A 26,996-nucleotide genomic window follows, 5' to 3' on the forward strand; every position below is an offset into this window, starting at 1 on the left:
AGCCTAGCCGCCGACGAGGATCCGGACCTCGCGTTTCAGGATCTTGCCGTAGCCGCTCTTGGGCAATTCATCGAAGAAATGAACCTCGGTGGGCTTCTTGTAGCTCGCCAGGTTGCCGCGGCACCATTCGACCACGCCGGCCTCGTCCAGTTCGGCCGCCCCCTTGCGGACGATCGCCGCGACCACCCGCTCGCCCCATTTCCGGTCGGGCAGGCCGAACACCGTCGCCTCCTGGATGGCGGGGTGGCGATAGAGGACCTCCTCGATCTCGCGCGGATAGATATTGTGCCCGCCGCTGATGATCATGTCCTTCTTGCGGTCGGTCAGGAACAGGTAGCCGCCCTCGTCGAGATAGCCGATATCGCCGGTTCGCAGCCAGCCATCTTGCAGCGCAGCACGATTGGCCTCTGGGTTCTTCCAGTATCCGCGCATGACGAGATCGCCGCGCACGACGATTTCGCCCGCCTCGCCCGGCGGCAACTGGTTGCCATCATTGTCGAATATCCGGACCTTCACGAACAGGCATTCGCGCCCCGCCGATCCGAGCCGGCGCTCGCCCACCTCGTCCCTGGCGAGATGCTCTTCCCGCGGCAGGCAGGTACAGCCCATCGGCGCCTCACCCTGGGCGAAGCCCTGGACGAAAATCGGGCCGAAGGTGTCCACGGCCTCCTTCAAGCGATCCACATACATCGGCGCGCCGCCATACATCACCGTATGCAGCGAGGACAGATCGTGTTCCTTGTGGCTCGGATCGTCGAGCATGATCTGGATGATGGTCGGCACCATGAAGGCCGTGGTCACGCGGTAGCGCTCGACCATCCGGTAGAAGTCGCCCGCGGTGAAGCGGGAGAAGGTCGGGAAGACATGTCCGGCCGCCCGCGCCACATGCTGGAACGCCATCAGGCCGTTCGAATGGGACAGCGGCGCAATATAGGCCAGTCGGTCGGACGCCTTGACCGGATTGAATTCGATCAGCTGCGTATTGACCATGGTGGTCAGATTCCGGTGACTGAGCATCGCCCCCTTGGGCTTGCCCGTCGTTCCGGAGGTATAGAAGATCCAGGCGATATCGTCGGCGTCGACATCCGCGTCCTCGAAACGGTCGGCGCTGCGCGCCAGCAGATCCGCGAAATCGACGATCCGCGGATCGTCGCCGGCCGGACGATCGATGGCGATGACGACAAGCCGGTCGGGAAGATCCGGATCGGCCGCCAGCAGACCGTCGAGCAGGCTGGCGCTGACGATGAGCGCCCGGGACTCGGAGTTCTCGAGCATGTAGCCATGCTCCTGCGGGTGCAGCTTCGGATTCATCGGCACGATGGTCATGCCGGCCCGCAAGGGGGCGAAGAGCGACACCAGTCCGGACGGGTTGTTCGCCAGGATCAGGCCGACGTGATCGCCGGGTTTCAGGCCCAGCGAGACCAGTCCATTGGCGAGCCGGCTGACCTGCCGGTCCATCCACGCGTAACTGTGGGTCGTCTCGCCGTGAAAGATCGCCGGCCGGCTGCCATTCGCAGCCGCGGTCCGCGTCAGAAAATAGCTCAGGTTGTTCATCAGGGGACAATCCAGATGCAAGAGGGATTCAGGTAACGGGCATGTCGACCGGGCCAGGGGGCGCCACGCTGCCGGGGCCTGTCCGGGGTCTCGATGCCGACAACAGCGACATTCACCGAATGGAAGGAACCGCGACTACCGGCGAAGGATCGTGATGGCGGTCGCCGCCGCCTCGTCCGCGACCAGCCCGCCCGAGCTTTGCGCCAGGCCGACCCGGGCCTTCTCGACCTGCCGGTCGCCACCGCGTTCCTGCAACTGCCAGACCAGTTCGACAAGCTGTGCGGCGCCCGTGGCAGCCCCCGGATGGCCGCGTGACAGCAGGCCCCCGGAACTGTTCACCGGGATCCGCCCGCCAAGGGCTGTATCGCCGTCCCGGAGAAGGCGCTTCGCCTCGCCGGCCGGCGCCAGGCCGATCTCCTCGATCGCGATCATCTCCGCGACCGCGGATGCATCGTGAACTTCCGCCAGGTCGACGTCTTCGGGGCCGATCGACGCCTCCTCGAAAGCCCGGGCGGAGGCGCGCGCGAGAACCGGGTCGGCGGTGCCGCGCTGCGGCATGCCGCTTCTGACGACCGAGGCGGCGACTTCGACCAGCGGCAATCCGAAGGTCTTGCCGGCATTCTCCGAGCAGACCAGGAAGGCCGCCGCACCGTCGGTCAGCGGCGAACACATCAGGGTTCTGAGCGGCTCGGCAACAACCGGGGAGGCAAGTACCTCTTCCTCGGTCATCGGCTTGCGATACTGGGCGACGGCGTTCAGGGACGCGTGCTTCCGGTTCTTGACCGCGATACGGGCCAGGTCGCGCTCGGTCGCGCCGGTATTCTTCAAGTACTCGCGTGCGATGCGGGCGTAGTAATGCTCCATGAAGATCGAGCCGGCCTTGCCGTCACCGTCGAGGGCTTCGGACATCCAGGCCATTTTCTCGACGTCCATCGCGCCGAACAGGGCACGCATGCTCCGGCGACGATCGGTCGCGTAGAGCTTGTCCATGCCGATGACCATCACCGCCTCGTACTGGCCGGCCCTGATCGCCTGGGTGGCGAGATGCAGCGCCGAGGGACAGGCCGCGCAGGCATTGTCGATATTGAAAACGGGAACGTCGCAGATACCGCTCGCCGCAAGGGCAACCTGCCCGGGAACAGCGACCTGCCCGTCGATGTGGCTGGAGAATGCCCGTCCCGCATAGACCGCTTCGATCGCGGACGTCTCGATACCGGTTTCCTCCAGCAGGCTCCCGATTGCCTCGCGGCCGAGATCAGACGCTGTCCGGTCAGGATATTTCCCGAACGGGATCATCGACGCGGCGGCGATGTATGCCTTGCCCATAGTGAATATCCCCTAGATCTTGCGGTCTCTGTTTTCCCAGTACTTTTCACGCAACTCGCGCCGCATGATCTTGCCGTAGGCGGTCTTCGGGAGTTCCGGAAGACGCTCCACCGAGCGCGGACGGCGATCGGGGCTCAACTTCTCGCCACACCAGGAAATGAAGGAGTCGACATCGAAATCGTCACCGGACCGGGAGACGACCAGGGCGTGAACGCGTTCGCCCCACTTGTCGTCGGGGATCCCGATTGCGATCGCCTCGAGGACTTCCGGATGGGTGTGAATGACCTCCTCGATCTCGCGGGGATAGACATTGCTGCCCCCGGTGATGATGACGTCCTTCTTGCGGTCGGTGAGATAGAGGAATCCGTCGGCATCCATATGACCGATGTCGCCGGTCCGCTGCCACTTGCCGTGCCGGATCTCGCTGGTCGCCGCCTCGTTGTCCAGGTAGCCGACCATCAGATGGTCGCCGCATGTGACCACTTCGCCGTCGCTGCCGGGCGGCAGCAGCCTGCCCTCGTCATCCATGATCCCGACGCCGCAGAACGAGATCGGCATGCCGGCCGAGCCCAGTCGATGGATCTGCCCGCTGTCGAGCGCCTCTGCATGCTGCTGCTGGTCGAGATAGGTGAACAACTGAGGCGCTTCCCACTGGCCGTAGCCCTGCAGCAGCACCGGTCCCCATTCGGCAAGCACCTGGCGGAGATGTTCGACGATCATCGGCGCGCCGCCGTAAACCACGGTCTTCAGCGAGGACTTGTCGGTCTTCCCGTGATCCTCGTGCTGGAGCAGAAGATGGATCATGGTCGGCGCGAGAAAGGTCGTCGTGACCCGTTGCCGCTCGATCGTCTCCAGCACCTCGGGCGCCGAGAATTTCGGAAGCGCGATCTGCCGGGCGCCGCGCAGGAAGTGACTGAGGGCGAGCGCGCCGGAGGCGTGCGACATCGGCGCCGCGTGCAACACGACATCGTCCTGCGAGGCCGAGTGAAACGGGCCGACCAGATGGTTGCGGATCAGGACCAGCCAGTTCCGCTGGCTCAGAACCACGCCCTTCGGCCGGCCGGTCGTCCCCGACGTGTAGTAGATGCTGTGCCAGTCGTCCTCTCCGACCTCGTAGGCCGGAGGGGCGTTCTTCGCACTGGCGATCAGGTCCTCGTAGGACACGGCCCATGACGGCGCATCGCCGATGCAGACATATACCTGAACCGAGGTCAGCCGTTCGCGGAGCTGCTCGACAACCGGGGTGAACCGGTCGGAAAAGAACAGCGCCCGGGCCCCGCAATGATTGAGCGCATACTCGAAATCGGACGCTTCGTTGCGGGCGTTGAGCAAGGTCCGGACGAAACCGAAGCGCGATGCCAGAAGCTCGATCTCGAGGGTCTCGATCGAGTTGAACTGGAGCGAGGCGATGCGGGTGCCGAGCGCAAGGCCGAGACCGAGCAGCCCGGTTCCCAGCCGGTTGACGCGTTCGTCGAGCTGGGCGTAGCTGCGGACGGTCCGGCCGTCTTCCATGGCCGGGCGGTCGGCAAAGCGGGCGACCGAGTTCTGTATCAGCAGATCGAGATTCACGATCGCCCTCACACGCTCAGAATGTGAATGCAGCTTGACCACATGCCCATGTTCGAGGTCAGGCCGATCCGCGCCCCCTCGACCTGCCGGGCACCGGCTTCGCCGCGCAGCTGGGTCACGATTTCGCCGATCTGTCCGAGCCCGGTTGCGCCGAGCGGATGCCCCTTCGCCAGCAACCCGCCGCTCGGGTTCACCGGAATGCGGCCGCCGACCCGGGTCGATCCGTCGTCAACCAGGCGGCCACCCTCGCCCTCTGCGCAGATGCCGAGTTCCTCGTAGGCCAGCACTTCGGCAACCGAGAAACAGTCGTGAAGCTCGATCACGTCGAGATCGTCCGGCCCGAGACCGGCGCGTTCATAGACGCCGCGAACGTTGCGGCCGACCATTTCCAGGCTGAAATGGTTGTGCGCCTGCTCATCGACGTCGGAGACCAGGCCCGAAGCCAGTAATCGAACGGCACGCGCAGAGCCGTGTTTGGCCAGGTAGTTGTCGGAACAGACAATGACCGCGGCCGCCCCGTCGGTCGTGGGGCTGCACTGGAACAGGGTGATCGGGTCGGTGATCATCCGCGATCCCAGCACCTCCTCCAGGGTCACAGGCTTCGGATACTGGGCGTTCGGATTGTGAACCGCATGCGCCCGGTTCTTGACGACGACGTTCGCGAACTGCTCGGCGGTCGTGCCGTATTTCGCCATATGCTCCATCGCCATCAGCGAGAAGCGCATCGGCAGCACCGTCGTGCCCATCGCCACGTCCGGGCTGTCCTCGGGATGCACGTTCAGAAGAACGCCATGCTGCATCTTCTCGAAACCGACGACCGCGACCACGTCGTACTCGCCGGCCCTGACCGCCAGGCTTGCCTCCCGCAAGGCGGTCGAGGCGGCCGCCGAACAGTTTTCGACATTGAGGATGGGAATGCCGGACGGGCCGACCTCCTTGGCGACGCGCTGTCCGGCGGCGACGCCCTGATTGACATGCGCCGCGTAGAGCTGCTGCACGTCGCCCCAGCCGATATTGGCGTCTTCAAGCGCCCGGACGAGCGCCTCGCTGGCCAGTTCCTCGACGGGCTTTCCGGGAAATCGTCCGAACTTGGTGATGCCGACACCAATGACATGCGCGGTCGTCATTATACGCTCCCCTTTGAGGTCGAATCGTCGTCTGTCGCGGGATCGCGGAACGCGTAGGAAAGCACCTCGCCGTGGACGCCGGCGTTCACCGGCAGCACGGTCGCACAGGAGGCGACACGGTCGCCGGCCTTCCAGTCCGCGTCGGGCTTGCCGATCAGGTGGGTCAGGATCCGCACATGGTTGCCCAGCACCACCGTTCCCAGAACATAGGGAACGCCACCCGCATAACCCGGAGGCGCCTGGCGAACGACGGTGAAACTCTCGACCTTTCCGAACCGGTCGAGGGGTACTTTCTCGAGATCGGCGCCGTAGCAGCTGACGCAGCGCATCCGCACCGGGAACATGTGCTCGCCACAGTCCCGGCAGCGCGACGCCAGCATCCGCACCCGGCCGCACGCGTCGGGTTCGGTGAACAGATCCGGTCGGATCGGAATGAGCTTGTCGCCCGGGCAGGCATGCCGGCTCGACGACGCCATACTGGTCATTACGAAGTTCCCCCGCTTACGAAAGGTCGATTGAGAAACCCGGCCTCACCCGGCTCGACGTTCTGGTCGGAGGTAAGCCGGTTATGGATTTCACGCGCCGATTTGCGCCAATGGAGATCCAGCAGAAGCCGCACCTGGACCTGGTCGCCCTGGCGGCAGGCTTCAAAAATCTGCCGGTGATCGGCATCCCACCCCGCTACGAGCGTCGGGTGCAGCGCCGACTGGTTCATGTAGCGCATGAGATTGAGCCGCGCCTCGCGGATGATCCCGAAGGCCCGCTTCCAGCCCGATGCCCGCGTGACGATCAGGTGGAAGCACATGTTGTCCTGGTACCATTCGGCCGGATCGGAGACATTTTCCTTCATGCGGGCCAGCAACGCGGCCATTTCATCGAGATCCGCCCGGGAGAGCAGCGGAACACCGCGCTCCGCCGCCAGCGCCTCGAGGCTTCCCGCGACCGCGACCAGTTCGAGCATGCCTTCCGGATCGAGTTCGCAGACCATGGCGCTGCGATGGGAGTGCAGTTCGACAAGACCTTCCGCGGAAAGCTGGCGAAGCGCCTCCCTGACCGGAATCCGGCTGACACCAAAACTCTCGGCCAGCTTGTCCTGCGACAGCTTGCTGCCCGGCGCCATTTCCCCGCGAATGATCCGGCGACGGAGCGCGTCCGCGACCAGATCGACAACGGTTCGGCCCTCGGCAAGGGGCGTGATCGGTTCCTTGGCGTTCATTTTGGATATTGTATCCTATCTTTCGGCGACGTCAACGCGCTTGCAGGTTACGACCTCTGCCGGCGCTCGCGTGAAACCGCGAATTGACAATCGGCTTTACGTTGTCCCGATGGACCCCGCTGCCCGCTTCAGGTTGACAGGATCGACGCAACAAGAGCCCCGGACAATCAAAACATGTGGGGAGACGCGCGCTTGCAGCCGGCCCGGGAAAATCGGCTGGAACTGTCGAGGCAGGGTCAGTCCTGTTCAGTCAGAACGATCTTGCCTTTCACCGAGCGGTTCGCGACCAGGCTCAGCGCCTCGCCGGCCTGCTCGAACAGCATGACAGCGGAGACATGCGGCCTGACCGCGCCGTCGCGATACCATCGCGTCAGCATGTCCAGGGTTTCGGCGATTCGCTCGGGCCGGTTGAGCAGGCTGAAGGTCCAGCTGCTGCCCATGACTGAACAGGATTTGATCAGTATCCGGCCGGCACTGGCGGAGGGAATGCGGCCGCCCGCGAAACCGATGATGACCACCCGCCCCTCGAACGCGACACAGCGCAGGCAGGCATCGAAGGCATCGGCCCCGACCGGGTCGAAAACCACGTCGACGCCACGGCCGCCGGTCATGTCCTTCACCCGATCGGAAAGATTTTCCTCATTGTAATCAATCAGATATTCCGCGCCGTTGGCCTTCGCCAGGGCCAGCTTCTCGCTGCTGCCGGCGGCCGCGATCACCGTCGCGCCGAGCTTGCGGCCAATCTGGACCGCTGCCAGTCCGACACCGCCGCCGGCGCCGGTCACCAGCAGAGTTTCGCCGGCCCGCAAGCCCGCCCGATAGACCAGAGCGATATAGGCCGTCCCGAAGGTGGTCGGGAAGACCGCGCCTTCCGTGTCGCTCATTTCCTCGGGCAGCTTCATTGCCGCCCCGGCCTTGACGACGACCTCCTGCGCGAAGCCGCCCCATTCGGCGTAGGCGGCGACGCGATCACCGATCCGGAAGGCGCTGGCCCCGCCCGACCCGACCCGGATCACCTCGCCGGCCACCTCCATTCCCGGCGCGAACGGGAACGGCGGACGGGCATGATAGGTGCCGCCGATCAGCACGAGGTCCGCGAAATTCACCCCCCATGCCCTGGGCGCCACGACGATCTCGTCCGGGCCCGCTTGCGGGGACGGAAGCTCGGCGAGCCTGAGCACTTCCGGCCCTCCCCAGCGATCGCATACGATGGCCTTCATCAACGCCACTCCCATTGACATAGGTGGGTCTTCTCAATAATTTGGATACAATATCCAAGCTTGCTCGACATTGGCAAGTTCAACGGAACCGGCGCCCGGTGCACATTGGCGCGTTTTTAAAGCTGAAGACTCTTGGGGGAGGTATCGAGATGCGTATCCTGAAACTGCTCACGACAGCGGCGTTGGCCGCCCTGGTCGCCACCGGCGCCCAGGCCGAGGACTATCCGAAGCTGAATCTGAAGCTGGCTCATTTCGTGCCGGCCAATATCATCGGCTCGCAAGTCGATCAGTGGTTTGCCGACGAGGTCGAGAAACGAAGCGGCGGCAACATCAAGATCAAGATCTTCTGGTCCGAGTCCCTGGGCAAGTCCGGCGAACTCCTTGAACTCGTGCGTTCGGGAGCCATCGACATGGCCGCGGTTTCGCCGGCCTATTTCCCGAACGAACTGCCGCTGACGGGTGCCACGAACTCGCTGATGATGCAGTTCAAGGACGGGCGTGACGCGCTGCGCGTCACCCAGAGCCTCGTCGACGAGACCGAGGAAATCCAGGAAGAACTGAAACGGGCCAACGTCTATCCCATCTATTTCCACACGCTGAACACCTACCGGCCCTTCTGCACCTCGCCGATCGAGAGCATCGAGGATTTCCAGGGCAAGAAGATGCGCTCCTACGGCGAATACATCCCGGTGATGTGGCAGGAACTCGGCGCAACCGGCGTGAATGTCCTCACCAACGAACTGTACGAGGCGCTGCAGCGCGGCACTCTCGACTGCGCCTTCTACGCGCACGATCTGATCAAGGCGACGAAGCTCTACGAGGTGGCGAAATTCGCCTGGGACGGCGACAACGCCCTTGGCGCCATTCCGACCTGGCCGATCTGGGTGAACTGGAACACCTGGAACAACGAATGGCCGGCAAACGTCCGTGAGCTGTTCACGACCGTCGGCAAGGAAGCCATGGCGCGCGACGTCGAGCTTACCACCGCGGCCGAGGCAGACGCGCTCGAATGGATGGTAAAGGAGCAGGGCGTCCAGATCGTCGATTTCAAGGACATGGACAAGGTGCATGAGCGCACCACCGACCCCGCCGAACTCTGGATCAAGAAAATGGAAGAGCGCAATCTCGGCGACGTCGCGAAAAAGATGGTCGCCTACTGGCGCAAGGAAGCCCCGTTCAAAGACTGAACCCCCGCAACCGCGGCAATTATCCCGCTCGCGATCCGGCAGGGAGGGTTTCGGCTCTCCCTGCCGGTCTCGCAAGGAAGGAACCCGGTTATGCGCTACGCGTTGGCCTGGATCGACAGAGCGATCGGTCTTCTGGTACGGGCGGCCTTCACGCTGGCATCAATCGCCATGCTGGCCATCATGGCCATCGGCACGATCGACGTGATCGGCACCTATCTGCTCCACAGCCCGGTGCCAGCCGGGCTTGAACTCCAGGAAGTCCTGCTCGTCCTCGTCATCTTTCTCGGCCTGGGTCACGCCCAGTCCCGGCGGGAACATATCGAGGTTGATATCATCACATCCATGATGGGAGTCGGGATAAGGCGCTGGTTCGAGTTGTTCGCGCTGTTCGCCGGCGCCCTCGCCTTCGGCCTGATCGGCTGGCGCGCCTGGGATCTGGCGCTGGCAAGCTGGAAGGTCGGCGAAACCGCCAACGCGGTCTTCTCCTTCCCGATCTACCCGAGCAAGTTCCTGGTTGCCGCCGGCGCAAGTGTCGCAGCGCTGGAATGCATGCGGCAAATCGGCCGCTGGTTTGCCTCGAAGAGCATCCAGGCACCAGACCAGCCGGAAGCGGAGTAATCTCAGTTGGACCCTATTCTCGGCGGCGTTCTCACCATCGCGGTGATGCTTCTCTTCACGGCCATCGGGGTTCCCGTCGGCATCAGCATGGCGGCGGTCGGCTTCGGCGGCATGATCATTTTCTCCGGCATGCCGTTCGCCATGGGAACGCTGATGACGCTGCCGTACAGCATCGGCAGCCAGTATGCCTTCATCGTGGTCCCGATGTTCATCCTCATGGGATCGCTGGCGGCGAAGGCCGGCATCACGGCTGAACTCTACACGGCCGCCTATCGCCTGTTCAGCGCGGTTCGGGGCAGCCTGTACTACGCGACGGTGCTGGCCTCGGCCGCCTTCGGCGCGGTTTCGGGCTCGACGGTCGTCGCCAGCGCGGTCTTCACCAGGATGGCCCTGCCGGAAATGCTCCGGTTCGGCTACCGCGGCTCGATCGCGGCCGGCTGCATTGCCGCTGCCGGAACCTTCGCGGCGCTGATTCCGCCCTCGATCAGCATGGTGATCTACGGAATCCTGACCGGTGAATCCATCGGCTCGCTGCTGATGGCCGGACTGCTGCCGGGAATCGTGACCGCCATTGCCTACGGCATCGGCATCTGGGTCATGCTCCGGATCCGCCCCGAATGGGCACCGCAATCGGTGAAGCGCTTCACCGCCCCCGAGATCCTGACGAGCTTTCGCGGCCTCTGGCCAGCCATGATCCTCGTGATGATCGTGCTCGGCGGAATCTACAGTGGTGTCATGCCACCGTCAGCGGCCGGCACCATCGGCGCGGCAGGCGCGCTCGCCATCGGAATCTTCCGCCGGCGTCTGACGACCGCTTCCTTCTGGGACGCCCTGCGCCAGTCGGTTTCGGTTACCTCGGTGCTGTTCCTGATCATCATCGGCGGCATGCTCTTCACCCGCCTGCTGCTGATGATGGGTTTCGTCGACAGCCTCACCGAACTGGTCACCGATGCCGGCATCCACCCGGTCGTGTTCATCATCGCAGTGACGCTCATCTATCTGGTGCTCGGCTGTTTCGTCGACACGGTGTCGATGATGGTGATGACGGTCCCCTTCCTCTACCCGATCGTCATTTCGCTGGACATGAACCCGATCTGGTTCGGCGTGATCGTCATCAAGCTGATCGAGATATCGGCGATCACCCCGCCGGTAGGCCTCAACCTTTACGCGGTCCTTGGCTCCGCCGAGAAACGTGTGAGCGCCGCACAGCTGTTCGCCGGCGTCCTGCCCTTCCTGATCATCGAGATGGTCGTGCTTGCGATCCTCTTCCTGGTGCCGGAACTGTCGCTCTGGCTGCCGGAACTGATGATCGGATAGTCGAAACCGGGGGACAGCGGGTCGCCGGAGCAACCAGAAACGGCAGCGCCCCCGATCGCGCGGCCGCATGCAGGAACAGGCCCCGGCGAGCGGCCGTGGCAAGGCCATCGGCGGCGTAACCATCGAGCCTCCTTCGCGGGTTGGTGGGGGCGCTCCGATCCACTACAATGAACGGGATTCATCGTAGCGGACATAACAATGGGCTACCGGTTGCCGCCCCTTGCCACGTTGCGGCTGTTCGAAGCCGCAGCGCGCCACAACAGCTTCAAGCAGGCGGCCGACGAACTCGCCCTGACGCCGAGTGCCGTCAGCCATGGCATCGACAGGCTGGAGAACTGGCTGGCAATCCGGCTGTTCGAGCGAAACGGACGCAACCTCGCGCTGACTCAGGCCGGTCGTGACTTTCTCCCGCACGTGACCGAGGGCCTGTCGATGATCGCGACCGGCGCGCGGCGCATTTCACCGATCGTCGGGGAGCGGCGAATCAATGTCAGTGTCGCCCCGACGTTCGCCCGCCGCTGGCTCATCCCGCGGCTTGGACGTTTTCGCGCCATGTACCCGGACATCCATTTGCAGATCGACACCAGCCACCGGCAGGCGGTTTTCCCGCTCGACGGCGTCGACGTGGCGATCCGGATGGGCGCCGGGCCCTGGCCCATGGCGAGATCGGAGCTGCTGTTTCGGGAAGCCGTGATACCTGTGGCAAGCGCCGACTATCTGCATGGAATCCTGGCCGGTGACGATTCCATCGATTGGGCCAGGGTCGACCTGATCGGCGTGTCGTCCGTCGAGAACGACTGGCCGACCTGGCTCGAGGCGCACGGGATGGCGATGCCCGATGCGCGGCAGCTCCATTTCGACAACATAGACCTTGCCCTTGACGGCGCCGCGCTTGGCCTCGGGGTCGCGCTCTGCCGGCTGCCTCTCTGCCGGGATGTCCTCGACCGACCCGATATCGCCCCCCTTCCCTTCGCACCGCTACCGATTCCGACCGGCTACTGGATCACGATGCCGGAAGGCCGCGAGCCGCGCCGCGAAGTCGACGCCTTCCTGCGATGGTTGCGCAAGGAGGCCGGCTCGGCCGTTTGAGTGAATTCTTGTCACTCAAACGGACTCTTACTCGCTTGCCGGAAGTCGTGCCGCACATGACCCTGTCGGGACCATTCCTCACAGGAGACGTGACTCATGTCGAATACAGTGCTGTGCAATATCGACGACGGCATCGCCACACTCACGCTCAACCGGCCCGGAAAGCTCAACGCGATAAGCTACGAACTCGCCGACACGCTGCTCGGGCATCTCGACGATCTGGAGATCGACCCGCTCGTCCGGGCGATCATCCTGACGGGCGCCGGAGACACGGCTTTCTCGGCCGGCGGCGACATTCACGAGTTCTACGAGAGTGTCAAGCAGGGACCGGTCAGGGCCGTGAAGGATTTCGTCCGTCGCGGACAGGCCATGACAGCCCGTCTGGAAGCGTTTCCGAAGCCGGTTATCGTCGCGGTGAACGGCCTCGCATACGGCGGCGGATGCGAGATCACGGAGGCGGCTCACCTGGCTGTCGCAAGCGAGACAAGCCGGTTCGCCAAGCCGGAGATCTGCATCGGGATCCCGCCGACGTTCGGGGGAACCCAGCGCCTGCCCCGTCTCGCCGGCCGGAAACGGGCGCTGGAACTGCTACTCACCGGCGACCCCTTCGGCCCGGAGCAGGCCCTCGAGATGGGGTTGATCAATGCGGTGGTGCCGTCAAGCGACGTCATGAGCACCGCCCGAGCGCTCGCCAAGCGGATCATGCGGCATTCGCCCTTGGCCACGGCGAGTATCATCACCGCCGTTACACGCGGGCTCAACATGACGATCGCCGAAGGACTTCTGACCGAAAGCGAACAGTTCGCAAAAATGGTGCCCACCAACGACACCCGGGAGGGATTGGCGGCCTGGATCGAGCGGCGTCCGCCGGCCTACTCCGGGACATGAAGATTCCGCCCCGGCGTCGACAGCCCCCGCGCCGGTTGCCCGATTGACGGACGGCGTGCAGGGCCTTTCCGAAAGAGGTCGAGGCGCGGATCGGCTACACGCACTCTTGCCGCCTGTCGCGCCGGGGTTTAGACGGTGAACGGTTGCGTCGCCCGACGCCCCGGCGCGAGCGAGCAACGGCAAAAGGCTGGAGTCGGACGACATCTGGCGAACACGTCCGCCGACAAGGCCCGGCTCGGTCGCCCGAAGGGCGCGACCTCCTGCAATCGCGATCCGGAATCCCTTCGATGGCTATCAGTTTCAAGCGCGGCATCCCCGACCAGATCGAAACCCTGCATCCGGCCTATTTCGCGCTCGTCATGGCCACCGGTATCGTCGCGCTGGCGCTGCAACTGCAGCACATCGCCTTCCTGCCGACTTTGCTGTTCTGGCTGAATGCGGTCTTCCTGGTCGTCCTAGTGGCCGCGACAGGCGTCCGCATCCTGCGCCACACGCAGGCATTCACGGCGGATCTGCGAAGCTACAGCCGCGGGGTCGGTTTCTTCACGATCGTCGCGGCGCTTGGCGTGTTCGGCAGTCAACTCGAACTGCAGATGGCGGCCGACGGGCTGGCGGTCGTCGTCTGGCTGACCACTGCCCTGCTCTGGCTCGTGATGACTTACGGCATATTCGCGATGCTCACCGTCCATCGCGACAAGCCGGGACTGGACGAGGGTCTCAACGGCGGCTGGCTGGTCAGCGTCGTTGCCACACAGTCGGTCTCGATACTGACCGTTCTGGTGCTGCCCGCCTCGGTTCCTGCGGCGCTGCAAGATCCGCTGATGGTCGTGGCGCTCGCCTTCTGGCTCGGCGGCGGGGTGCTCTATCTGTGGCTGACGACCATGATTTTCCTCCGCTACACGTTCTTCCGGATGCGGGCCGAGGACCTCACGCCGTCATACTGGATCAACATGGGCGCGGCGGCGATTTCGACGCTGGCCGGCGCCACGCTCGTGGAACATGCGGCCCTGTCACCGGTCGTCACCGACCTACTGCCCTTCGTGAAGGGCCTGACCCTCTGCTTCTGGGCCGTGGGAAGCTGGTGGATCCCACTGCTCGTCATCCTCGGGCTGTGGCGTTACCTGCTCCGTGGCGTACCGTTCAGTTATGACCCGCTGTACTGGGGGGCCGTCTTTCCGTTGGGAATGTATTCCGTCTGCTCCCACCACCTGGCGGACATACTGCACGTCTCCTTCCTGATGTCGCTATCGACCGTCTTCCTGGTCTTTGCCGTCGCGGCCTGGATCGCGGCCCTTGCCGGGCTGGTCGACAGCCGCCTTGGCTCCGGCAGCCGGTAGACCGCCGAACGGATTCCCGGCACGTCGCGGGGGGCGTTTCAGCCCCCCGATTCGCGGTGCGCGAATGCCCGGTTTCCGACGGAGACGATCAGTGCCACCGCGACCAGCAATGCCGCGACCGCGAAGGTGATCCGCGTGCCGGTGGCGACGGCACCGGGATCCGCGCTGGCCAGGTCGACCGCCGCGGTCGCAAGGGAGAACAGGGCCCCCATCGCCGACGCGCCGGTGATCAGCCCGAGATTGCGCGCCAGGTTGAGCATTCCGGAAACAACGCCGCGCCGATCGGCCGGGAGATCCTTCATGACGAGCGTGTTGTTGGCTGTCTGGAACAGCGCATAGCCCGACGTGATGACGACAAGCGGCGCAACGTAGCCGGCGACCCCTGCCGTCGCCGGCATCGCCGACAAGAGAAGACACCCGGTCACAATGCCGACGAGCCCGACAACGGTCATGCGCTGCGCGCCGAGGCGATCGGTCAGGCGGCCGGCGGGGATACTGGTCAAGGCTGCGGCAAGCGGCCCGACCGACATCGCGAGGCCGACGAGCGCCGTATCCAGGCCGAGCGCCAGTGAAAGATGGAACGGCCCGACCACGAGTGTGGCCATCATCACCGTGGAGACCATCGCGCTCATGACGAGGCCCGCGCGCAGGACCGGATCGCGGAACAGGGCCGGGCGCACCAGCGGCGACGGCGCTTTCATCTCTGCCCGCACGAAAAGCCCGGCACCGGCGATCGCGGCCAGCAGCAGGGCGGCGTTGAGCGGGCCGAGGTCGCCGCGCCCCATCGTCATGGCGAGCGCGTAGGCGGCGAGAGCGAACGCAAGCAGCAGCGTTCCCCGGTTGTCGAAGGCCGGCCGCACGGCCGCCGCGTCCAATCGATCAACGGGCAGGTGGCGCCATACCACCAGGAACGCCAGTGCGCCCAGCGGCAGGTTGAAGAGGAAGATGGCAGGCCAGTCGAGCTCCGCGATCAGGATGCCACCGAGCGATGGGCCAAGCGCGGTGCCCACGGCCGACATGGCTCCGAGCAACCCCATCGCCCGGCCGGTCCGCGCCTTCGGAACCGTGTCGCCGACGAGCGCCATGGTCAGCGCCAGCATGACCGCGGCCCCGGCGCCCTGGGCCGCGCGGGCGGCGATCAGCAGCCAGAGGGAAGGCGCGACGCCGCAAAGCCCCGATGCCGCCGTGAACAGGAAGATCCCGGCCAGCAGCAACCGCCGACGGCCGACGATATCGCCGAGACGGCCGACGCTGACCACCAGTGTGGTGATGGCAAGGAGATAGGCGAGAACGACCCACTGGACATGCTGGAACGCGGCACCGAAGGCCTCCGCGAAAGTCGGCAGGCCGACATTCGCGATCGAGATGCCGAGCGATGTCAGCAACATCGAGAGCGACAGGCCGGCAAGCGCCCAGCGCTCCGACCGACCGTTCTTCGCGATACCGTCCGCCGCCCCGCCCGATCCGGCGCGATCGGATTCCGCCATGACTGCTTTCATCTGGCACTCCGTTCTTCGACGACTCCGGCACTGGAGTCATCGCGAAGCTAGTGCGCGCCATGGCATGGCGGAACGCGCATCATTTGCAGTCAATAGATGCATTTCACGCCATATCAAACCCGTGCGATGTGATAGGATCGATCCATGTCGAAGCCCGATCTCAACCTGCTCGCCACGCTCGACGTTCTGCTCGCCGAGGGCAGCGTCGCCCGGGCGGCGGCGCGGTTGCGGCTGAGCCCCTCGGCGATGAGCCGTGCGCTCGCGCGCCTGCGAGAGACGACCGGCGACCCGCTGCTCGTCCGCGCGGGCCGCGGTCTTGTTCCCACCCCGAGAGCCCTTGAACTCCGGGGGCGGGTCGGCCGCCTCGTCCAGGACGCGGAGGCAGTCCTGCGACCGGCCGAAACGCTTGACCTCGGGCGGCTTGCGCGAACTTTCACGCTGCGGACTCGCGAGGGTTTCGTCGAGAATTTCGGGCCCGACCTCATCGCCCGCGTCCGCAACGAGGCGGCCGGGGTGCGGCTCCGCTTCGTGCAGAAGCCCGACAAGGACAGCCGGCTGTTGCGCGACGGCCTCGTCGACCTTGAAACCGGCGTCGTGGGGGACGCGATCAGCCCGGAGATCCGCGTTCAGGCACTGTTTCGCGACCGTGTCATCGGCGTTATGCGAGCCGGCCATCCACTGATCGCCGGTGAGATGACGCCGGCGCGCTACGCGGCAAGCGAGCATATCCTCGTCTCGCGATTGGGACGCGACCGGGGCCCGGTCGACGAGGCCCTCGCGGCGCTCGGGCTGGAACGGAAGATCGTCACCATCGTCGGCGGCTTCTCGGCCGCGTTGGCGCTCGCACGCGCCTCGGACCTCATCGCCAGCGTTCCCGAGCGCCATACCGGCAACCTGCGGGCAGGCATGCACTCGTTCCCTCTCCCCGTTGCCACGCCGGACATCACCGTCTCGCTGCTCTGGCATCCCCGGCAGGACGCCGATCCGGCGCATCGCTGGCTGCGCGCTTGCATCCGGGAGGTCTGCGCGGGATCGTCAGGCCTGCCGGCCCGGGGCCATCCGCATCCGAGATCGGCCGCTCCCGGTGAACCGGTCACCGATGCCTGACGTTGGTTATTCCGCCATGCCCCGATCGGCAAAACAGAGAGGAGACCACATCCGTGGCAAGCCGAACGTTCGATTTTCACAGCCCGCGCGGCTACCGGCTGTCCGGCCGGATCGAGCAGCCGGAAACGACGCCCCGTGGCTGGGCCGTATTCGCCCATTGCTTCACTTGCGGGAAAGAGAGCCATGCGGCGGTCCGGCTGGCCCGCGCCCTCGCGCAGAACGGCATCGGCGTCCTGCGGTTCGATTTCGCCGGGCTCGGGTCGAGCGACGGCGCCTTTGCCGAGGCGACCTTCGCGGCGGATGTCGACGATCTCGTCGCCGCCGGAGACGCCATGCACGCGGCGGGGATGACGCCGGCCCTGCTGGTCGGGCACAGCCTCGGCGGCGCCGCGGCACTGGCGGCCGCCGGCAGGATGAAAAGCATCACCGCCGTGGCCACGATCGCCGCGCCGGCCGATGTCGGCCATGTCCTGAACCACTTCGATCCCGAGAGCCTCGCGAAAATCGAGACGGACGGCGAGGCCGAGATACAGCTCGCCGGGCGTCCTTTCGTGGTTCGGCAGAGCTTCGTCGACGATGTCCGCGAGCACGACCTGCTGACGCTGATCTCGCGCCTCCACCGCCCGCTGTTGATTCTCCATGCGCCGCGTGACGAGACGGTCGGGGTCGACAACGCCTCGCGGATATTCCTGGCGGCGAAGCATCCGAAAAGCTTCGTCTCCCTCGACGGAGCGGACCATCTGCTGACCCGGCGGGCCGATGCCGACTATGCGGCCGCGATGATCACCGCCTGGGCGACCCGTTACCTGCCGCACCTGCGGGACGATCTCCCCCAGGTCGAGAAAGCGGCGGGGGTGGTGGCGGAAGAAACCGGCAAGGGCCAGTTCCAGCTAGCGATGCGGAGCGGCGCGCATCGCTTCCTTGCCGATGAGCCGGAAAGCGTCGGCGGCATGGGAAGCGGGCTGTCGCCTTTCGAGTTCGTCGCCGCCGGCCTCGCCGCGTGCACCACGATGACGATGCGGATGTATGCCCGGCGCAAGGGATTTCCGCTGGAGCAGGCACGCACCGAGGTCGTTCACTCCAAACGCAAGGATGAGACGCCGGCGGATCTCTTCACCCGGACGATCACCCTGGAAGGTCCGCTCGATGACGAGCAGCGGGAAAGGATACTGGCCATCGCCGACCGCTGTCCGGTCGATCTGACCCTCGTGCGCGGATCGGCGATCGAGACCGTCCTGACGGAGACCGGCGGCGAAGACCCGTCCGGGGATTGATCTCCGCCTGTCCCGGACTCGCGGCCCGGCCGCACCGGGGCCGGTCGGCCCGCTCCCCCAAAGGGGAGCGGGACCACCTGTTGCCGGATCAGAAGTCCATGCCGCCGGCAGGCATCGCCGGGGCGGTTTCCTTCTTCGGCTTCTCGGCGACCATCGCCTCGGTCGTGACCAGCAGGCCGGCGACCGACGCGGCGTCCTCCAGGGCGGTGCGGACCACCTTGGCGGGGTCGATCACGCCCTGCTTGAAGAGATCGCCGTACTCGCTCGTCTGGGCGTTCCAGCCGTAGGAGAAGTCGGCATTCTCACGCAGCTTGCCGACAATGATGGCGCCCTCGGCACCGGCGTTCTCGGCGATCTGGCGTACCGGCGCCTCGATCGCATGGCGGACGATCTGGACGCCATGCTTCTGGTCCGGATTGTCCGTCTCGACCTTGTCGAGCGCCCTTGCGGCACGGAGCAGGGCGACGCCGCCACCCGGCAGGATTCCCTCCTCGACGGCGGCACGGGTCGCGTGCAGCGCGTCGTCGACGCGGTCCTTCTTCTCCTTGACCTCGACCTCGGTCGCACCGCCCACGCGGATGACCGCCACGCCGCCGGCGAGCTTCGCCAGCCGCTCCTGCAGCTTCTCGCGATCGTAGTCGGAGGTGGTCTCTTCGATCTGCGCCTTGATCTGCTTGACGCGTCCCTCGATGTCGGACTTCGAGCCGGCGCCGTCGACGATCGTGGTGTTCTCCTTCTCGATGACGACCTTCTTGGCGCGGCCGAGCATGTCGAGCGTGACATTCTCGAGCTTGATGCCGAGATCCTCGCTGATCGCGGTGCCGCCGGTGAGGACCGCGATATCCTCGAGCATCGCCTTGCGCCGATCGCCGAAGCCCGGCGCCTTGACGGCCGCGACCTTCAGGCCGCCACGGAGCCGGTTGACGACGAGGGTGGCAAGCGCCTCGCCCTCGACATCCTCGGCGATGACCAGCAGCGGCTTGCCGGACTGGACGACGGCCTCGAGCACCGGCAGCATGGCCTGCAGATTGCCGAGCTTCTTCTCGTGGATCAGCACGTAGGGCTCGTCGAACTCGACGCGCATCTTGTCCTGGTTGGTGATGAAATAGGGGGACAGATAGCCGCGGTCGAACTGCATGCCCTCGACCACCTCGAGCTCGGTCTCGGCGGTCTTGGCCTCCTCGACCGTGATCACGCCCTCGTTGCCGACCTTCTGCATGGCCTCGGCGAGGAAGCGGCCGATCTCGACATCGCCATTGGCGGAAATGGTCCCGACCTGGGCAATCTCGTCGTTGTTGCTGATCTTGCGGGCGTTGGCCTTCAATTCGGCGACGACCGCGTCGACAGCCTTGTCGATGCCACGCTTCAGGTCCATCGGGTTCATGCCCGACGCAACGGCCTTCGCGCCTTCCTTGACGATTGCCTGGGCCAGCACGGTCGCGGTCGTGGTGCCGTCACCGGCAAGATCGTTGGTCTTCGAGGCGACCTCGCGCACCATCTGCGCGCCCATGTTCTCGAACTTGTCCTCGAGCTCGATTTCCTTCGCCACGGTCACGCCGTCCTTGGTGATGCGCGGCGCGCCGAACGACTTGTCGATGACGACGTTCCGGCCTTTCGGACCCAGCGTCACCTTGACCGCGTTGGCGAGGATATCGACGCCCCGCAGCATCCGCTCGCGGGCGTCGGAATTGAATTTGACTTCCTTGGCAGCCATTGGATCACTCCTCAAGAGGCAGTTTTCGTTGACTGGATATTCAGGACAAGAAGCCGTCAGGCGGCCTTCTTGGCGGCGGACGGCGTCTCGATCACGCCCATCACGTCGCTTTCCTTCATGATCAGCAGGTCTTCACCGTCGAGCTTGATCTCGGTGCCCGACCACTTGCCGAACAGGATGCGGTCCCCGACCTTCACGTCGAGTTCGACCAGCTTGCCGGTTTCGTCCCGTGCACCGGGACCAACGGCGACGACCTCGCCTTCGCTCGGCTTTTCCTTGGCGCTGTCGGGGATGATGATGCCGCCGGCCGTCTTCTCTTCGGCTTCGATGCGGCGGACCAGGATTCGGTCGTGCAATGGGCGGAACGTCATATCGTTCTCCTCAAGGACAAACAGATTTTCGAGAGGTTCCTCCGCACCGGCCCGGGTGGGCCGGTACGGGGCCGCGCGACCCATGCGGCATCGCGCGCATTGGGAACTAATGACGCGAAATCCGCGTTTCAAGAGGGTGAGGGCAAATTTTTGTCACTCGCAGGGGGAGACTGCTAGTGCCATGAAATTGCGGCATTATTTCCGGTTCTTCCGCAGCGAATGGCTTGAATTTTTTCGCCTGTCACGCAAGATCGGTCCGTTGTCGTGCCCGCTTCCGGGCCGGATCGATTGGCTGACGCTTGTGAAAGGAGGCCGCGAATGATCGCGATGGCAAGCCGCGAGTTCCGCATGCAGATGGAGGGCTACGGCCTGACGACAGCCGAGATCCACTATCACCTGCCGGACCACCCGAGCCTGCTGCAGCTTTATATCTGGCAGGAATACGATCTCGCCCCGGACTTTCCCGAACTGCGCGGGTTCCTCGATTACTGGACCGAGGCTCTTGAGGGCCCCCTGCATTCGGTCCGCGTTGCCCACCATCGACTGATCCAGCCGTCAGAATGGCAGGCGGTGGACGGCATCATCGCAATACACTGAACTGCCGATAGCGCGGCTGGCGGTCATGGACGGGCCAGCATGACACGCTCGATGGTTTCGAGGTGGATGCGCATGGCCTCGCTCGCGCCGGCCGGGTCGCGCCGGACAATGGCATCGACGATGATTCCGTGCTGTTCGCAGTGCAGACCGGTGAATTCCGAGGCGCCGACACGGCGGTAGGTGCGCTCCCACTCCTGCTGCCACGCCGCGCGCCTCCGCGCGCCCGCGAGATAGTCCAGCAAACCGAGCAGGACCGGATTGCCCGCGGTTTCCGCGATACCGCGATGAAACCGCGCGTCCGCCTGTTCGCATTCCCCGCGCGATCGGGCGAGTTGTCCCGCTTGCACGAGGCCGCGCAGGTATCCGATATCGGCGGATGAGGCGGCCCGGGCCGCTTCGGCCGCGACCGGCGGCTCCATCATCAGGCGCGCGCGCATGAGCTGCTGCGGCGACGTCGCCTGAACCAGAATATTCTCGCGAACGGGGTGGCCGCGCGGACGCGGCCCGCGGAACGTGCCCTGGCCGACGTGGCGCCAGATCTCCCCCGCCTCCTCCAGCACCGACAGTGCCGTCCGCAAGGTCTGGCGGCTGCAACCGAACCGTGCCGCCAGCTCCCGTTCCGCCGGCAACCGCGCGCCCGGCAGCGGGGCATCCTCGTCCAGAAGGCGCCGGAGCCCGGCCAGTACCGCCCCCGCATTACTTCGCGTCATTTGCCACGTCCCTGCTCAAGGATACGGACCAATTTGCAGACCAATAGCCGGATGTGCAATCCCTCGCGCCGGTTTTCAGGGCTCGGAGGGTTCCATGCTGTCTGTCATCGTTCTCGCGATCGCGGGGCTCTCCGCCGGGGCGCTCAATGCCGTGGCAGGCGGCGGCACGTTCCTCTCGTTCCCGGCCCTGGTCTGGGTCGGCGTACCGCCGATCATGGCGAACGCGACGGCGACGCTTTCCGCGCTGCCGGGCTATATCGGCAGCGCCTGGGCGTACCGCCGCGATCTGCGGAAGAACAGCGTCCCGAGCCTGCGCGCGATCGTCATCACGGCAATCGTCGGCGGCTTCCTCGGCGCGCTGCTGCTGCTGGTGACCCCGCAGGCGATCTTCTCTGGCATCGTCCCGTGGCTCCTCCTGCTCGCGACCCTCGCCTTTCTCTTCGGCCCCGCCGTTCTCCGCCGCATGACCCGGAAAGGCACAAGCGTCCCGCTCTGGCCAGCGCTCGGCCTGCTGCTCGCCGTGACGATCTACGGGGGATATTTCAACGGTGGCCTCGGGATCATGCTGCTCGCGACCTTCGGGATCATCGGCTTCACGAACCTGCACGAGATGAACGGCCTGAAGAACGCGATTTCGGCCGTCCTGTCGCTGGTCTCCGTCGCGACCTATATTGCCGCCGGCCTGATCGACTGGCCCTCCGCCCTCATCCTCGGCGTGGCTTCGGCTGTCGGCGGTTATCTCGGGGCGAAACTGGCGCGGCGTATCACCAACGTCACCGCGCTTCGCGTCTTCATCACCACGGTCGGCTTCGTCATGGCCGCCGCCTTCTTCATGCTGTAGTCGAGCGCCCCCTGGCGCCACGATCCGTTGCATCGGTCATGGTCGAAGCCAGTACCGCTCTATCTTTCGTTATTGCGGCGCCGCCAGCTTCACTACTATCGCGCGGTCGTGGCAAGGTGATGGCCCGTACCGCCCGGCGATGCCGGCTGCATTACCGGGCATCCGGAATCCACAACTCGTTCGCGCGAAACCAGCCAGGGAACCCAGCAATGTCCGTTACCGTCGAGAAATCGGGGCCCGTCACAACCGTCATCCTGAACCGGCCCGAAGTCCGGAACGCCGTCGACCGGCCGACCGCGCAGGCGCTGGCCGACGCCTTCCGCGCCTTCGACGCCGATCCCGAGGCCAGCGTCGCGGTCTTCTGGGGAGCCGGGGAAGGTTTCTGCGCCGGCGCCGACCTGAAGGCGCTCGGCGATCCCGCGCGCGGCACCCACCTCGATCCTCGCGGCGACGGTCCGATGGGACCGAGCCGCCTCCTGCTCGGCAAGCCGGTGATCGCGGCGATCTCCGGCCATGCCGTCGCCGGCGGCCTCGAACTCGCCCTGTGGTGCGACATGCGGGTCGCCGAGGAGGACGCGGTGCTTGGCGTCTACTGCCGGCGCTGGGGAGTGCCGCTGATCGACGGCGGCACGGTGCGGCTGCCGCGGCTGATCGGCTCGGGCCATGCCATGGACCTGATCCTGACCGGGCGGCCGGTGAAGGCCGACGAGGCGCTCGCCATGGGCCTGGTCAACAGGGTCGTGGGCAAGGGCGAGGCCCGCGCGGCGGCCGAGGCGCTCGCCGTCGAGCTCGCCCGCTTCCCGCAGGCGTGCATGCGGGCCGACCGGATGTCGGCCTACCGGCAGTGGGACTTGCCACTTGCCGAGGCGTTGATCAACGAAGGCCGCTGTGGCGAGGCGGTGATCGCGGACGAGGCCCTGCCCGGTGCCGCGCGGTTCGCCGCCGGTCACGGCCGGCACGGCAGTTTCTTCGATATCTGAAACAAGCGACTTCCGGAGGCCAAGGCTGACGCGTTTGCGGACCCAAGCCGGCCGGTCATGGTCGGCGCGGGAAGGCCGTATCGTTTCGACGAGGCGACGGATGGGCCGACGCCTTCGTCAAGCCGCCTTCAGAACCTCGTCGAGTGCCGTCACCGCGGGCATGAGACGGCCCTTCATCGCCTCGTCACGCAGGCGTTCAATCGTCGCCACCAGTTCCGGGCCGCGCCCGCCCCGCCCCCACGCCGCCAACGCCCGGCCACGGGCGACCGTGAAATCGGGCCAGGGCAACGGCTGCGCGCGCGTATAGGCCTCGAGCCGGGTCGCGTAGCGCTCGGCCTCGTCCCATTCGCCGAGCACCAGGGCTTGCTCGACAGCGGATTGACCGAACCAGAAGTGATTGTGCGCGACACAGCCCGCATCGAGAATGCTTTCGGCTTCCGCCATCGCTTGCCTGCGCTCGGCAGGATCATCGGTCAGCGCGGCCCCGACCGCGAGCACGGTGGGGCCGATGAACGTCATGCCTACCTTGCGCACGACGGCAACGGCCCGCCGCGCGAAGTCGCGCGCTTCGGACATTTGTCCTTCCGCGGCACCGAGGCGCGCCAGCAAGACAAGGGACTGGGCCTCGAAGTTGCCCGCACTCAGCGTGCGGGCCAGATCAAGGGCCCGCCGCAGGTATTCCCGGGCCTCCCCGAAACGCCCCAGCTCCAGTTCGACGCGCCCCGCCAGCATAAGCCCGAGCAACTCTGCCCGACGGTGCCGGACCTCGGCCGCCATCTCCACGGATTCCAGCGCATCCTCGAGCGCCTCCGGGAACTCCATGAGATAGATCCGGGTCCATCCCACCATGTGCCGGTTCGCGACCTCGATCCGGCGGTATCCGTGCTCTCGACAGAGCTTCACACAGGCGCCGAACTGCTCGAAGGCGGTCCGCATGTAGCCGCGCAGGTAGTAGGCATCGCCGAGCCCGCCCAGCGCCAGAGCCTCGCCCTTGGTCGAACCGACCTCGCGCGCGAATCCCACGGCCTTCTCGTGCTCCTCCAGACAGCCATCGATATTGCCGAGCGGGAAGTAGACATTGCCGCGCAGATAGTGGATCAGGCCGCGCTCGGACAACAATCCGTGTTCGGTTGCCGCGGCTTCCGCCTTGTCGAGGGCTTCCAGGGCTGCTTCCTGGCGGTCGGCGACACGCAGTCCCTTGGCCATTCCGACCCAGGCCCGGCACCGCTGCACGTCGTCCTCGGCGGAGTCGCGTGCCGACTCGAACGCGGCGATCGATTCTTCTGTGCTCCCGACATTTCTCAGGGAATCGCCGCGGAGGCACATCAGCTCGAACCTGGTTGCCGCGTCATCGACAAGTTCGATGCCACGGCCGGTCAGACTGAGCGCGGTCTCGAAGTGGAGCGCCGCGATCCGCGTCCTTGCCGCCTCCAGGTAAGCGGCCGCAGCGGCCTTGTCACCGGCGCGATCCAGATGTTCCGCGCGGAGCGCGGGATCCTGCTGGCCGTACCAGGCGGCAGCCGCGCGGTGCAACGCAACGCGTCGGCTCGTGAGCAGCGAAGCGTAAACGCCCTCCTGCACCAGCGCGTGAGCGAAGAGATAGCCCTCCCTCTCCGGCTTGAACAGATGGCGCGCGAGCAATTGGTCGCAACGGTAGCTCGGGCTTTCCGTCAGGTGGCGCAAGGCGTCGAGAGAGAATCGCTGGCCGAGGACCGAGGCGGCCTGCAGCGCTTCCTTGTCGGCCGGTGACAAGCGGTCCATCCGCGCCAGGACGAGGCTCTGGATCGATGCGGGGACGTCGTCACCGCCGCTTTCCTCCTCGGCGTTGCGCAGCAGCTGTTCGAGGAACAACGGGTTGCCCTCGGCGCGCTCGACGCAACTGAGGGCGAGTTGCGTGCTGGTATCGAAAAACGAGTTCGCAAATATAAGCGCATCGTTCCTGCGCAAGGGACCCAGGTCGATGGTCACCAGGGGGCATCCGCCGGTCTGGCCGCGCCACTCCTCGTCCAGTGGATCGCCCTCTATGCGAGACGTCATGACCAGCACCGCCGGACATTCGGTGACGGTCGCGGCCATACGCGCCAGATACGTGAGCATCAATGGCGCCGCCCAGTGTACATCCTCGACGATCACCGTCACGGGTGCGTCCGCGCTCGCGCGCCGCAACAGGTCGGCGACCAGCTTTCGCTTGCCCTCAATACGCGTCGCATTATCCATGGCGTCATAGGTCGCACGAACGTCGACCGGCTGCGGCAGGTACAAGAGATCGTTGAGGAAGACGCGCTGGCCCGACGCCAGCAGTCTGTCGGCGACCGCTGCCTCGGCGGCCTCCCGGAGCGCTGCCTCGCTGCCACCGGGCGGGATGCGGAGAATGCTGCGGACTATCGAACGGATCGCGTCCTGGCCCTTGCCGACACCGAAATCGAGCACGAGGCCTCTATGGGTGGCGAAGCCTTGCTCCGCAGCGACCCGCGTGAATTCCTCGACCAGCCGCGATTTGCCGATCCCGGCCTCGCCGCGCACGACGATCGCCTGCCCGTTGCCGCTCGCCCGGCAGTTTTCAACGATAGCGGTGAATTGCGCCAGTTCGGCGCCCCGCCCGACGAACGCGATGCGCGCCGATGTATCCCCTATCCCGCGCAGCAAGACCACCCGCCACACGCGGACCGGCTTTTCGATGCCCCTCACCGCGACGTCGCCCAGCGAGTCGCATTCGACGTGGCCGGCGACAGCCTGGCGCAGGGCATCGGAAATCAGCGTCTCGCCGGCCTCGGCCCTTTCCTGCAGGCGGGAAGCGAGGTTTACGGAATCGCCGGTCACCGTGTACTCGCGATAGGCATCGCTGCCGGTGCCGCTGGCGACAACCTGGCCGCTGGCGAGGCCGATGTGAGCCTGCAGGGGGCGACCAACCTCGTTCGAGAGCGTCGCCATCCGCTCGTGAATGTCGAGCGCGACGCGAACCGCGCGCAGCGGGTCGTCGTCGTGGGCGGTCGGCGCGCCGAAGACCGCCATCACATTGTCGCCCATGTGCTTGTCGATCGAGCCGCCGTAGTCGGCGACGATACCGTCAACCACTTCAAAGTAACGGTTGAGCAGCGCGTGGGTCTTCTCCGCGCCGAGTTCACTCGATAGCCGGGTGTAACCGGCGATATCGGCAAACAGCACGGTGACCTGGCGGCGTTCGCCGGCGCCAATCGCTGGGGCCGTCGGCCCGTCCGCGAATTTGTCGTCGCTTTCTGAAAGGGACGCGATGGCCTTGAGGATCGTCTTGCGGTCCATCAGGCGGACAACGCCCAGATCCTTCAGGTCTTCATTGGTCAACTCGGGCAGCAGGTCAAGGTCGACGCCGTTCGCCGCGAACGCCTCGGCGTATTGCTCAAGCCCGAGTCCCGCCAACCAGTTTCCGACGTTCACGATGGCCCGTCCGTTTCCTGGTTCGACCTTCGCAGCACATT

At 65.7% G+C, this 26,996-nt stretch carries 23 protein-coding genes; 11 read left to right on the forward strand and 12 right to left on the reverse strand.

Going from position 1 to position 26,996, the window contains the following annotated elements:
• Window positions 1-3: 3 nt before the first annotated feature.
• The 7 genes from OCH7691_RS16525 to OCH7691_RS16555 all read right to left on the reverse strand — a co-directional run bounded on the left by OCH7691_RS16525 (window position 4) and on the right by OCH7691_RS16555 (window position 8,012).
• Window positions 4-1,554 carry a class I adenylate-forming enzyme family protein gene (locus OCH7691_RS16525; RefSeq protein ID WP_085884691.1) on the reverse strand — a complete coding sequence of 517 codons (1,551 nt, stop codon included), beginning with the start codon at window positions 1,552-1,554 and terminating at the stop codon, window positions 4-6.
• 135 nt (window positions 1,555-1,689) lie between these two features.
• A complete protein-coding gene (locus tag OCH7691_RS16530; RefSeq protein ID WP_085884692.1) occupies window positions 1,690-2,880 on the reverse strand; it encodes a thiolase family protein in 1,191 nt (396 codons plus the stop codon).
• Between the two features lie 12 nt (window positions 2,881-2,892).
• Window positions 2,893-4,449 carry an AMP-binding protein gene (locus tag OCH7691_RS16535; protein WP_139839752.1) on the reverse strand — a complete coding sequence of 519 codons (1,557 nt, stop codon included), beginning with the start codon at window positions 4,447-4,449 and terminating at the stop codon, window positions 2,893-2,895.
• Between the two features lie 8 nt (window positions 4,450-4,457).
• Complete coding sequence (locus tag OCH7691_RS16540) at window positions 4,458-5,576, reverse strand: thiolase C-terminal domain-containing protein (RefSeq protein WP_085884694.1); 1,119 nt, start codon at window positions 5,574-5,576, stop codon at window positions 4,458-4,460.
• Window positions 5,576-6,061 (reverse strand): Zn-ribbon domain-containing OB-fold protein, encoded by a 486-nt coding sequence (locus OCH7691_RS16545; RefSeq protein WP_085884695.1) that lies wholly within the window; start codon window positions 6,059-6,061, stop codon window positions 5,576-5,578. The genes OCH7691_RS16540 and OCH7691_RS16545 overlap by 1 nt, the downstream gene beginning before the upstream one ends.
• The gene (locus tag OCH7691_RS16550) at window positions 6,061-6,792 is read right to left on the reverse strand and encodes a GntR family transcriptional regulator (RefSeq protein WP_085884696.1); all 732 of its coding nucleotides are present in this window, start codon (window positions 6,790-6,792) and stop codon (window positions 6,061-6,063) included. Before OCH7691_RS16550 ends, OCH7691_RS16545 begins: the two co-directional genes overlap by 1 nt.
• A 236-nt stretch (window positions 6,793-7,028) precedes the next feature.
• The gene (locus OCH7691_RS16555; RefSeq protein ID WP_085884697.1) at window positions 7,029-8,012 is read right to left on the reverse strand and encodes an NADPH:quinone oxidoreductase family protein; all 984 of its coding nucleotides are present in this window, start codon (window positions 8,010-8,012) and stop codon (window positions 7,029-7,031) included.
• Window positions 8,013-8,161: 149 nt separating this feature from the next.
• Between OCH7691_RS16555 and OCH7691_RS16560 the strand changes: the two genes are divergently transcribed.
• The 6 genes from OCH7691_RS16560 (at window position 8,162) to OCH7691_RS16585 (ending at window position 14,448) form a co-directional block, all read left to right on the forward strand.
• The gene (locus tag OCH7691_RS16560; protein WP_085884698.1) at window positions 8,162-9,199 is read left to right on the forward strand and encodes a C4-dicarboxylate TRAP transporter substrate-binding protein; all 1,038 of its coding nucleotides are present in this window, start codon (window positions 8,162-8,164) and stop codon (window positions 9,197-9,199) included.
• Window positions 9,200-9,289: 90 nt separating this feature from the next.
• On the forward strand, window positions 9,290-9,817 hold the full coding sequence (locus OCH7691_RS16565; protein WP_085884699.1) for a TRAP transporter small permease subunit: 528 nt from the start codon (window positions 9,290-9,292) through the stop codon (window positions 9,815-9,817).
• A gap of 6 nt (window positions 9,818-9,823) precedes the next feature.
• Window positions 9,824-11,134 carry a TRAP transporter large permease gene (locus tag OCH7691_RS16570; protein WP_085884700.1) on the forward strand — a complete coding sequence of 437 codons (1,311 nt, stop codon included), beginning with the start codon at window positions 9,824-9,826 and terminating at the stop codon, window positions 11,132-11,134.
• Between the two features lie 198 nt (window positions 11,135-11,332).
• A complete protein-coding gene (locus tag OCH7691_RS16575; RefSeq protein WP_085884701.1) occupies window positions 11,333-12,223 on the forward strand; it encodes a LysR substrate-binding domain-containing protein in 891 nt (296 codons plus the stop codon).
• Window positions 12,224-12,319: 96 nt separating this feature from the next.
• On the forward strand, window positions 12,320-13,111 hold the full coding sequence (locus OCH7691_RS16580) for a crotonase/enoyl-CoA hydratase family protein (RefSeq protein WP_085884702.1): 792 nt from the start codon (window positions 12,320-12,322) through the stop codon (window positions 13,109-13,111).
• A gap of 287 nt (window positions 13,112-13,398) precedes the next feature.
• Entirely contained in the window at window positions 13,399-14,448 is a 1,050-nt protein-coding gene (locus OCH7691_RS16585) for a tellurite resistance/C4-dicarboxylate transporter family protein (RefSeq protein ID WP_085884703.1), read from the forward strand.
• Window positions 14,449-14,486: 38 nt separating this feature from the next.
• On the opposite strand, the gene OCH7691_RS16590 is transcribed toward OCH7691_RS16585, so the two are convergent.
• Window positions 14,487-15,947: an MFS transporter gene (locus OCH7691_RS16590; protein WP_085884704.1), complete on the reverse strand. Its 1,461-nt coding sequence runs from the start codon at window positions 15,945-15,947 to the stop codon at window positions 14,487-14,489.
• Between the two features lie 144 nt (window positions 15,948-16,091).
• Here OCH7691_RS16590 and OCH7691_RS16595 point away from each other — a divergent pair, with 144 nt between their 5' ends.
• Together OCH7691_RS16595 and OCH7691_RS16600 are read left to right on the forward strand one after the other, a co-directional pair.
• Window positions 16,092-17,054 carry a LysR family transcriptional regulator gene (locus tag OCH7691_RS16595; protein ID WP_085884705.1) on the forward strand — a complete coding sequence of 321 codons (963 nt, stop codon included), beginning with the start codon at window positions 16,092-16,094 and terminating at the stop codon, window positions 17,052-17,054.
• Window positions 17,055-17,107: 53 nt separating this feature from the next.
• Entirely contained in the window at window positions 17,108-18,328 is a 1,221-nt protein-coding gene (locus OCH7691_RS16600; RefSeq protein WP_085884706.1) for a bifunctional alpha/beta hydrolase/OsmC family protein, read from the forward strand.
• An 88-nt stretch (window positions 18,329-18,416) separates the two neighbouring features.
• Here OCH7691_RS16600 and groL read toward each other — a convergent pair whose 3' ends face one another.
• Together groL and groES are read right to left on the reverse strand one after the other, a co-directional pair.
• Entirely contained in the window at window positions 18,417-20,042 is a 1,626-nt protein-coding gene (groL, locus tag OCH7691_RS16605; RefSeq protein ID WP_085884707.1) for a chaperonin GroEL, read from the reverse strand.
• A 56-nt stretch (window positions 20,043-20,098) separates the two neighbouring features.
• Entirely contained in the window at window positions 20,099-20,413 is a 315-nt protein-coding gene (gene groES, locus OCH7691_RS16610) for a co-chaperone GroES (protein ID WP_085885141.1), read from the reverse strand.
• A 327-nt stretch (window positions 20,414-20,740) separates the two neighbouring features.
• Here groES and OCH7691_RS16615 point away from each other — a divergent pair, with 327 nt between their 5' ends.
• Window positions 20,741-21,010, forward strand: coding sequence for an usg protein (locus OCH7691_RS16615; protein WP_085885142.1), 270 nt, complete (start codon window positions 20,741-20,743; stop codon window positions 21,008-21,010).
• 23 nt (window positions 21,011-21,033) lie between these two features.
• Here the strand turns inward: OCH7691_RS16615 and OCH7691_RS16620 are convergent, their stop codons facing one another.
• Window positions 21,034-21,720, reverse strand: coding sequence for a FadR/GntR family transcriptional regulator (locus OCH7691_RS16620; protein WP_085884708.1), 687 nt, complete (start codon window positions 21,718-21,720; stop codon window positions 21,034-21,036).
• A 94-nt stretch (window positions 21,721-21,814) separates the two neighbouring features.
• Here OCH7691_RS16620 and OCH7691_RS16625 point away from each other — a divergent pair, with 94 nt between their 5' ends.
• Entirely contained in the window at window positions 21,815-22,561 is a 747-nt protein-coding gene (locus OCH7691_RS16625) for a sulfite exporter TauE/SafE family protein (RefSeq protein WP_085884709.1), read from the forward strand.
• Window positions 22,562-22,770: 209 nt separating this feature from the next.
• On the forward strand, window positions 22,771-23,541 hold the full coding sequence (locus OCH7691_RS16630) for a crotonase/enoyl-CoA hydratase family protein (RefSeq protein WP_085884710.1): 771 nt from the start codon (window positions 22,771-22,773) through the stop codon (window positions 23,539-23,541).
• Between the two features lie 117 nt (window positions 23,542-23,658).
• Here OCH7691_RS16630 and OCH7691_RS16635 read toward each other — a convergent pair whose 3' ends face one another.
• Window positions 23,659-26,955 (reverse strand): adenylate/guanylate cyclase domain-containing protein, encoded by a 3,297-nt coding sequence (locus OCH7691_RS16635; protein ID WP_085884711.1) that lies wholly within the window; start codon window positions 26,953-26,955, stop codon window positions 23,659-23,661.
• Between the last annotated feature and the right edge of the window lie 41 nt (window positions 26,956-26,996).

Source organism: Oceanibacterium hippocampi (genome assembly GCF_900172325.1).
GTDB lineage: Bacteria > Pseudomonadota > Alphaproteobacteria > Sneathiellales > Sneathiellaceae > Oceanibacterium > Oceanibacterium hippocampi.

Bases quoted from the DNA above. Each gene is read 5' to 3' on its own strand.
- OCH7691_RS16625 (WP_085884709.1), top strand. From the start codon at position 21,815: ATGCTGTCTGTCATCGTTCTCGCGATCGCGGGGCTCTCCGCCGGGGCG.
- groL (WP_085884707.1), bottom strand. From the start codon at position 20,042: ATGGCTGCCAAGGAAGTCAAATTCAATTCCGACGCCCGCGAGCGGATG.
- OCH7691_RS16590 (WP_085884704.1), bottom strand. From the start codon at position 15,947: ATGAAAGCAGTCATGGCGGAATCCGATCGCGCCGGATCGGGCGGGGCG.
- groES (WP_085885141.1), bottom strand. From the start codon at position 20,413: ATGACGTTCCGCCCATTGCACGACCGAATCCTGGTCCGCCGCATCGAA.
- OCH7691_RS16545 (WP_085884695.1), bottom strand. From the start codon at position 6,061: ATGACCAGTATGGCGTCGTCGAGCCGGCATGCCTGCCCGGGCGACAAG.
- OCH7691_RS16550 (WP_085884696.1), bottom strand. From the start codon at position 6,792: ATGAACGCCAAGGAACCGATCACGCCCCTTGCCGAGGGCCGAACCGTT.
- OCH7691_RS16525 (WP_085884691.1), bottom strand. From the start codon at position 1,554: ATGAACAACCTGAGCTATTTTCTGACGCGGACCGCGGCTGCGAATGGC.
- OCH7691_RS16565 (WP_085884699.1), top strand. From the start codon at position 9,290: ATGCGCTACGCGTTGGCCTGGATCGACAGAGCGATCGGTCTTCTGGTA.
- OCH7691_RS16615 (WP_085885142.1), top strand. From the start codon at position 20,741: ATGGCAAGCCGCGAGTTCCGCATGCAGATGGAGGGCTACGGCCTGACG.
- OCH7691_RS16630 (WP_085884710.1), top strand. From the start codon at position 22,771: ATGTCCGTTACCGTCGAGAAATCGGGGCCCGTCACAACCGTCATCCTG.
- OCH7691_RS16540 (WP_085884694.1), bottom strand. From the start codon at position 5,576: ATGACGACCGCGCATGTCATTGGTGTCGGCATCACCAAGTTCGGACGA.
- OCH7691_RS16555 (WP_085884697.1), bottom strand. From the start codon at position 8,012: ATGAAGGCCATCGTATGCGATCGCTGGGGAGGGCCGGAAGTGCTCAGG.
- OCH7691_RS16595 (WP_085884705.1), top strand. From the start codon at position 16,092: ATGTCGAAGCCCGATCTCAACCTGCTCGCCACGCTCGACGTTCTGCTC.
- OCH7691_RS16575 (WP_085884701.1), top strand. From the start codon at position 11,333: ATGGGCTACCGGTTGCCGCCCCTTGCCACGTTGCGGCTGTTCGAAGCC.
- OCH7691_RS16580 (WP_085884702.1), top strand. From the start codon at position 12,320: ATGTCGAATACAGTGCTGTGCAATATCGACGACGGCATCGCCACACTC.
- OCH7691_RS16585 (WP_085884703.1), top strand. From the start codon at position 13,399: ATGGCTATCAGTTTCAAGCGCGGCATCCCCGACCAGATCGAAACCCTG.
- OCH7691_RS16560 (WP_085884698.1), top strand. From the start codon at position 8,162: ATGCGTATCCTGAAACTGCTCACGACAGCGGCGTTGGCCGCCCTGGTC.
- OCH7691_RS16530 (WP_085884692.1), bottom strand. From the start codon at position 2,880: ATGGGCAAGGCATACATCGCCGCCGCGTCGATGATCCCGTTCGGGAAA.
- OCH7691_RS16620 (WP_085884708.1), bottom strand. From the start codon at position 21,720: ATGACGCGAAGTAATGCGGGGGCGGTACTGGCCGGGCTCCGGCGCCTT.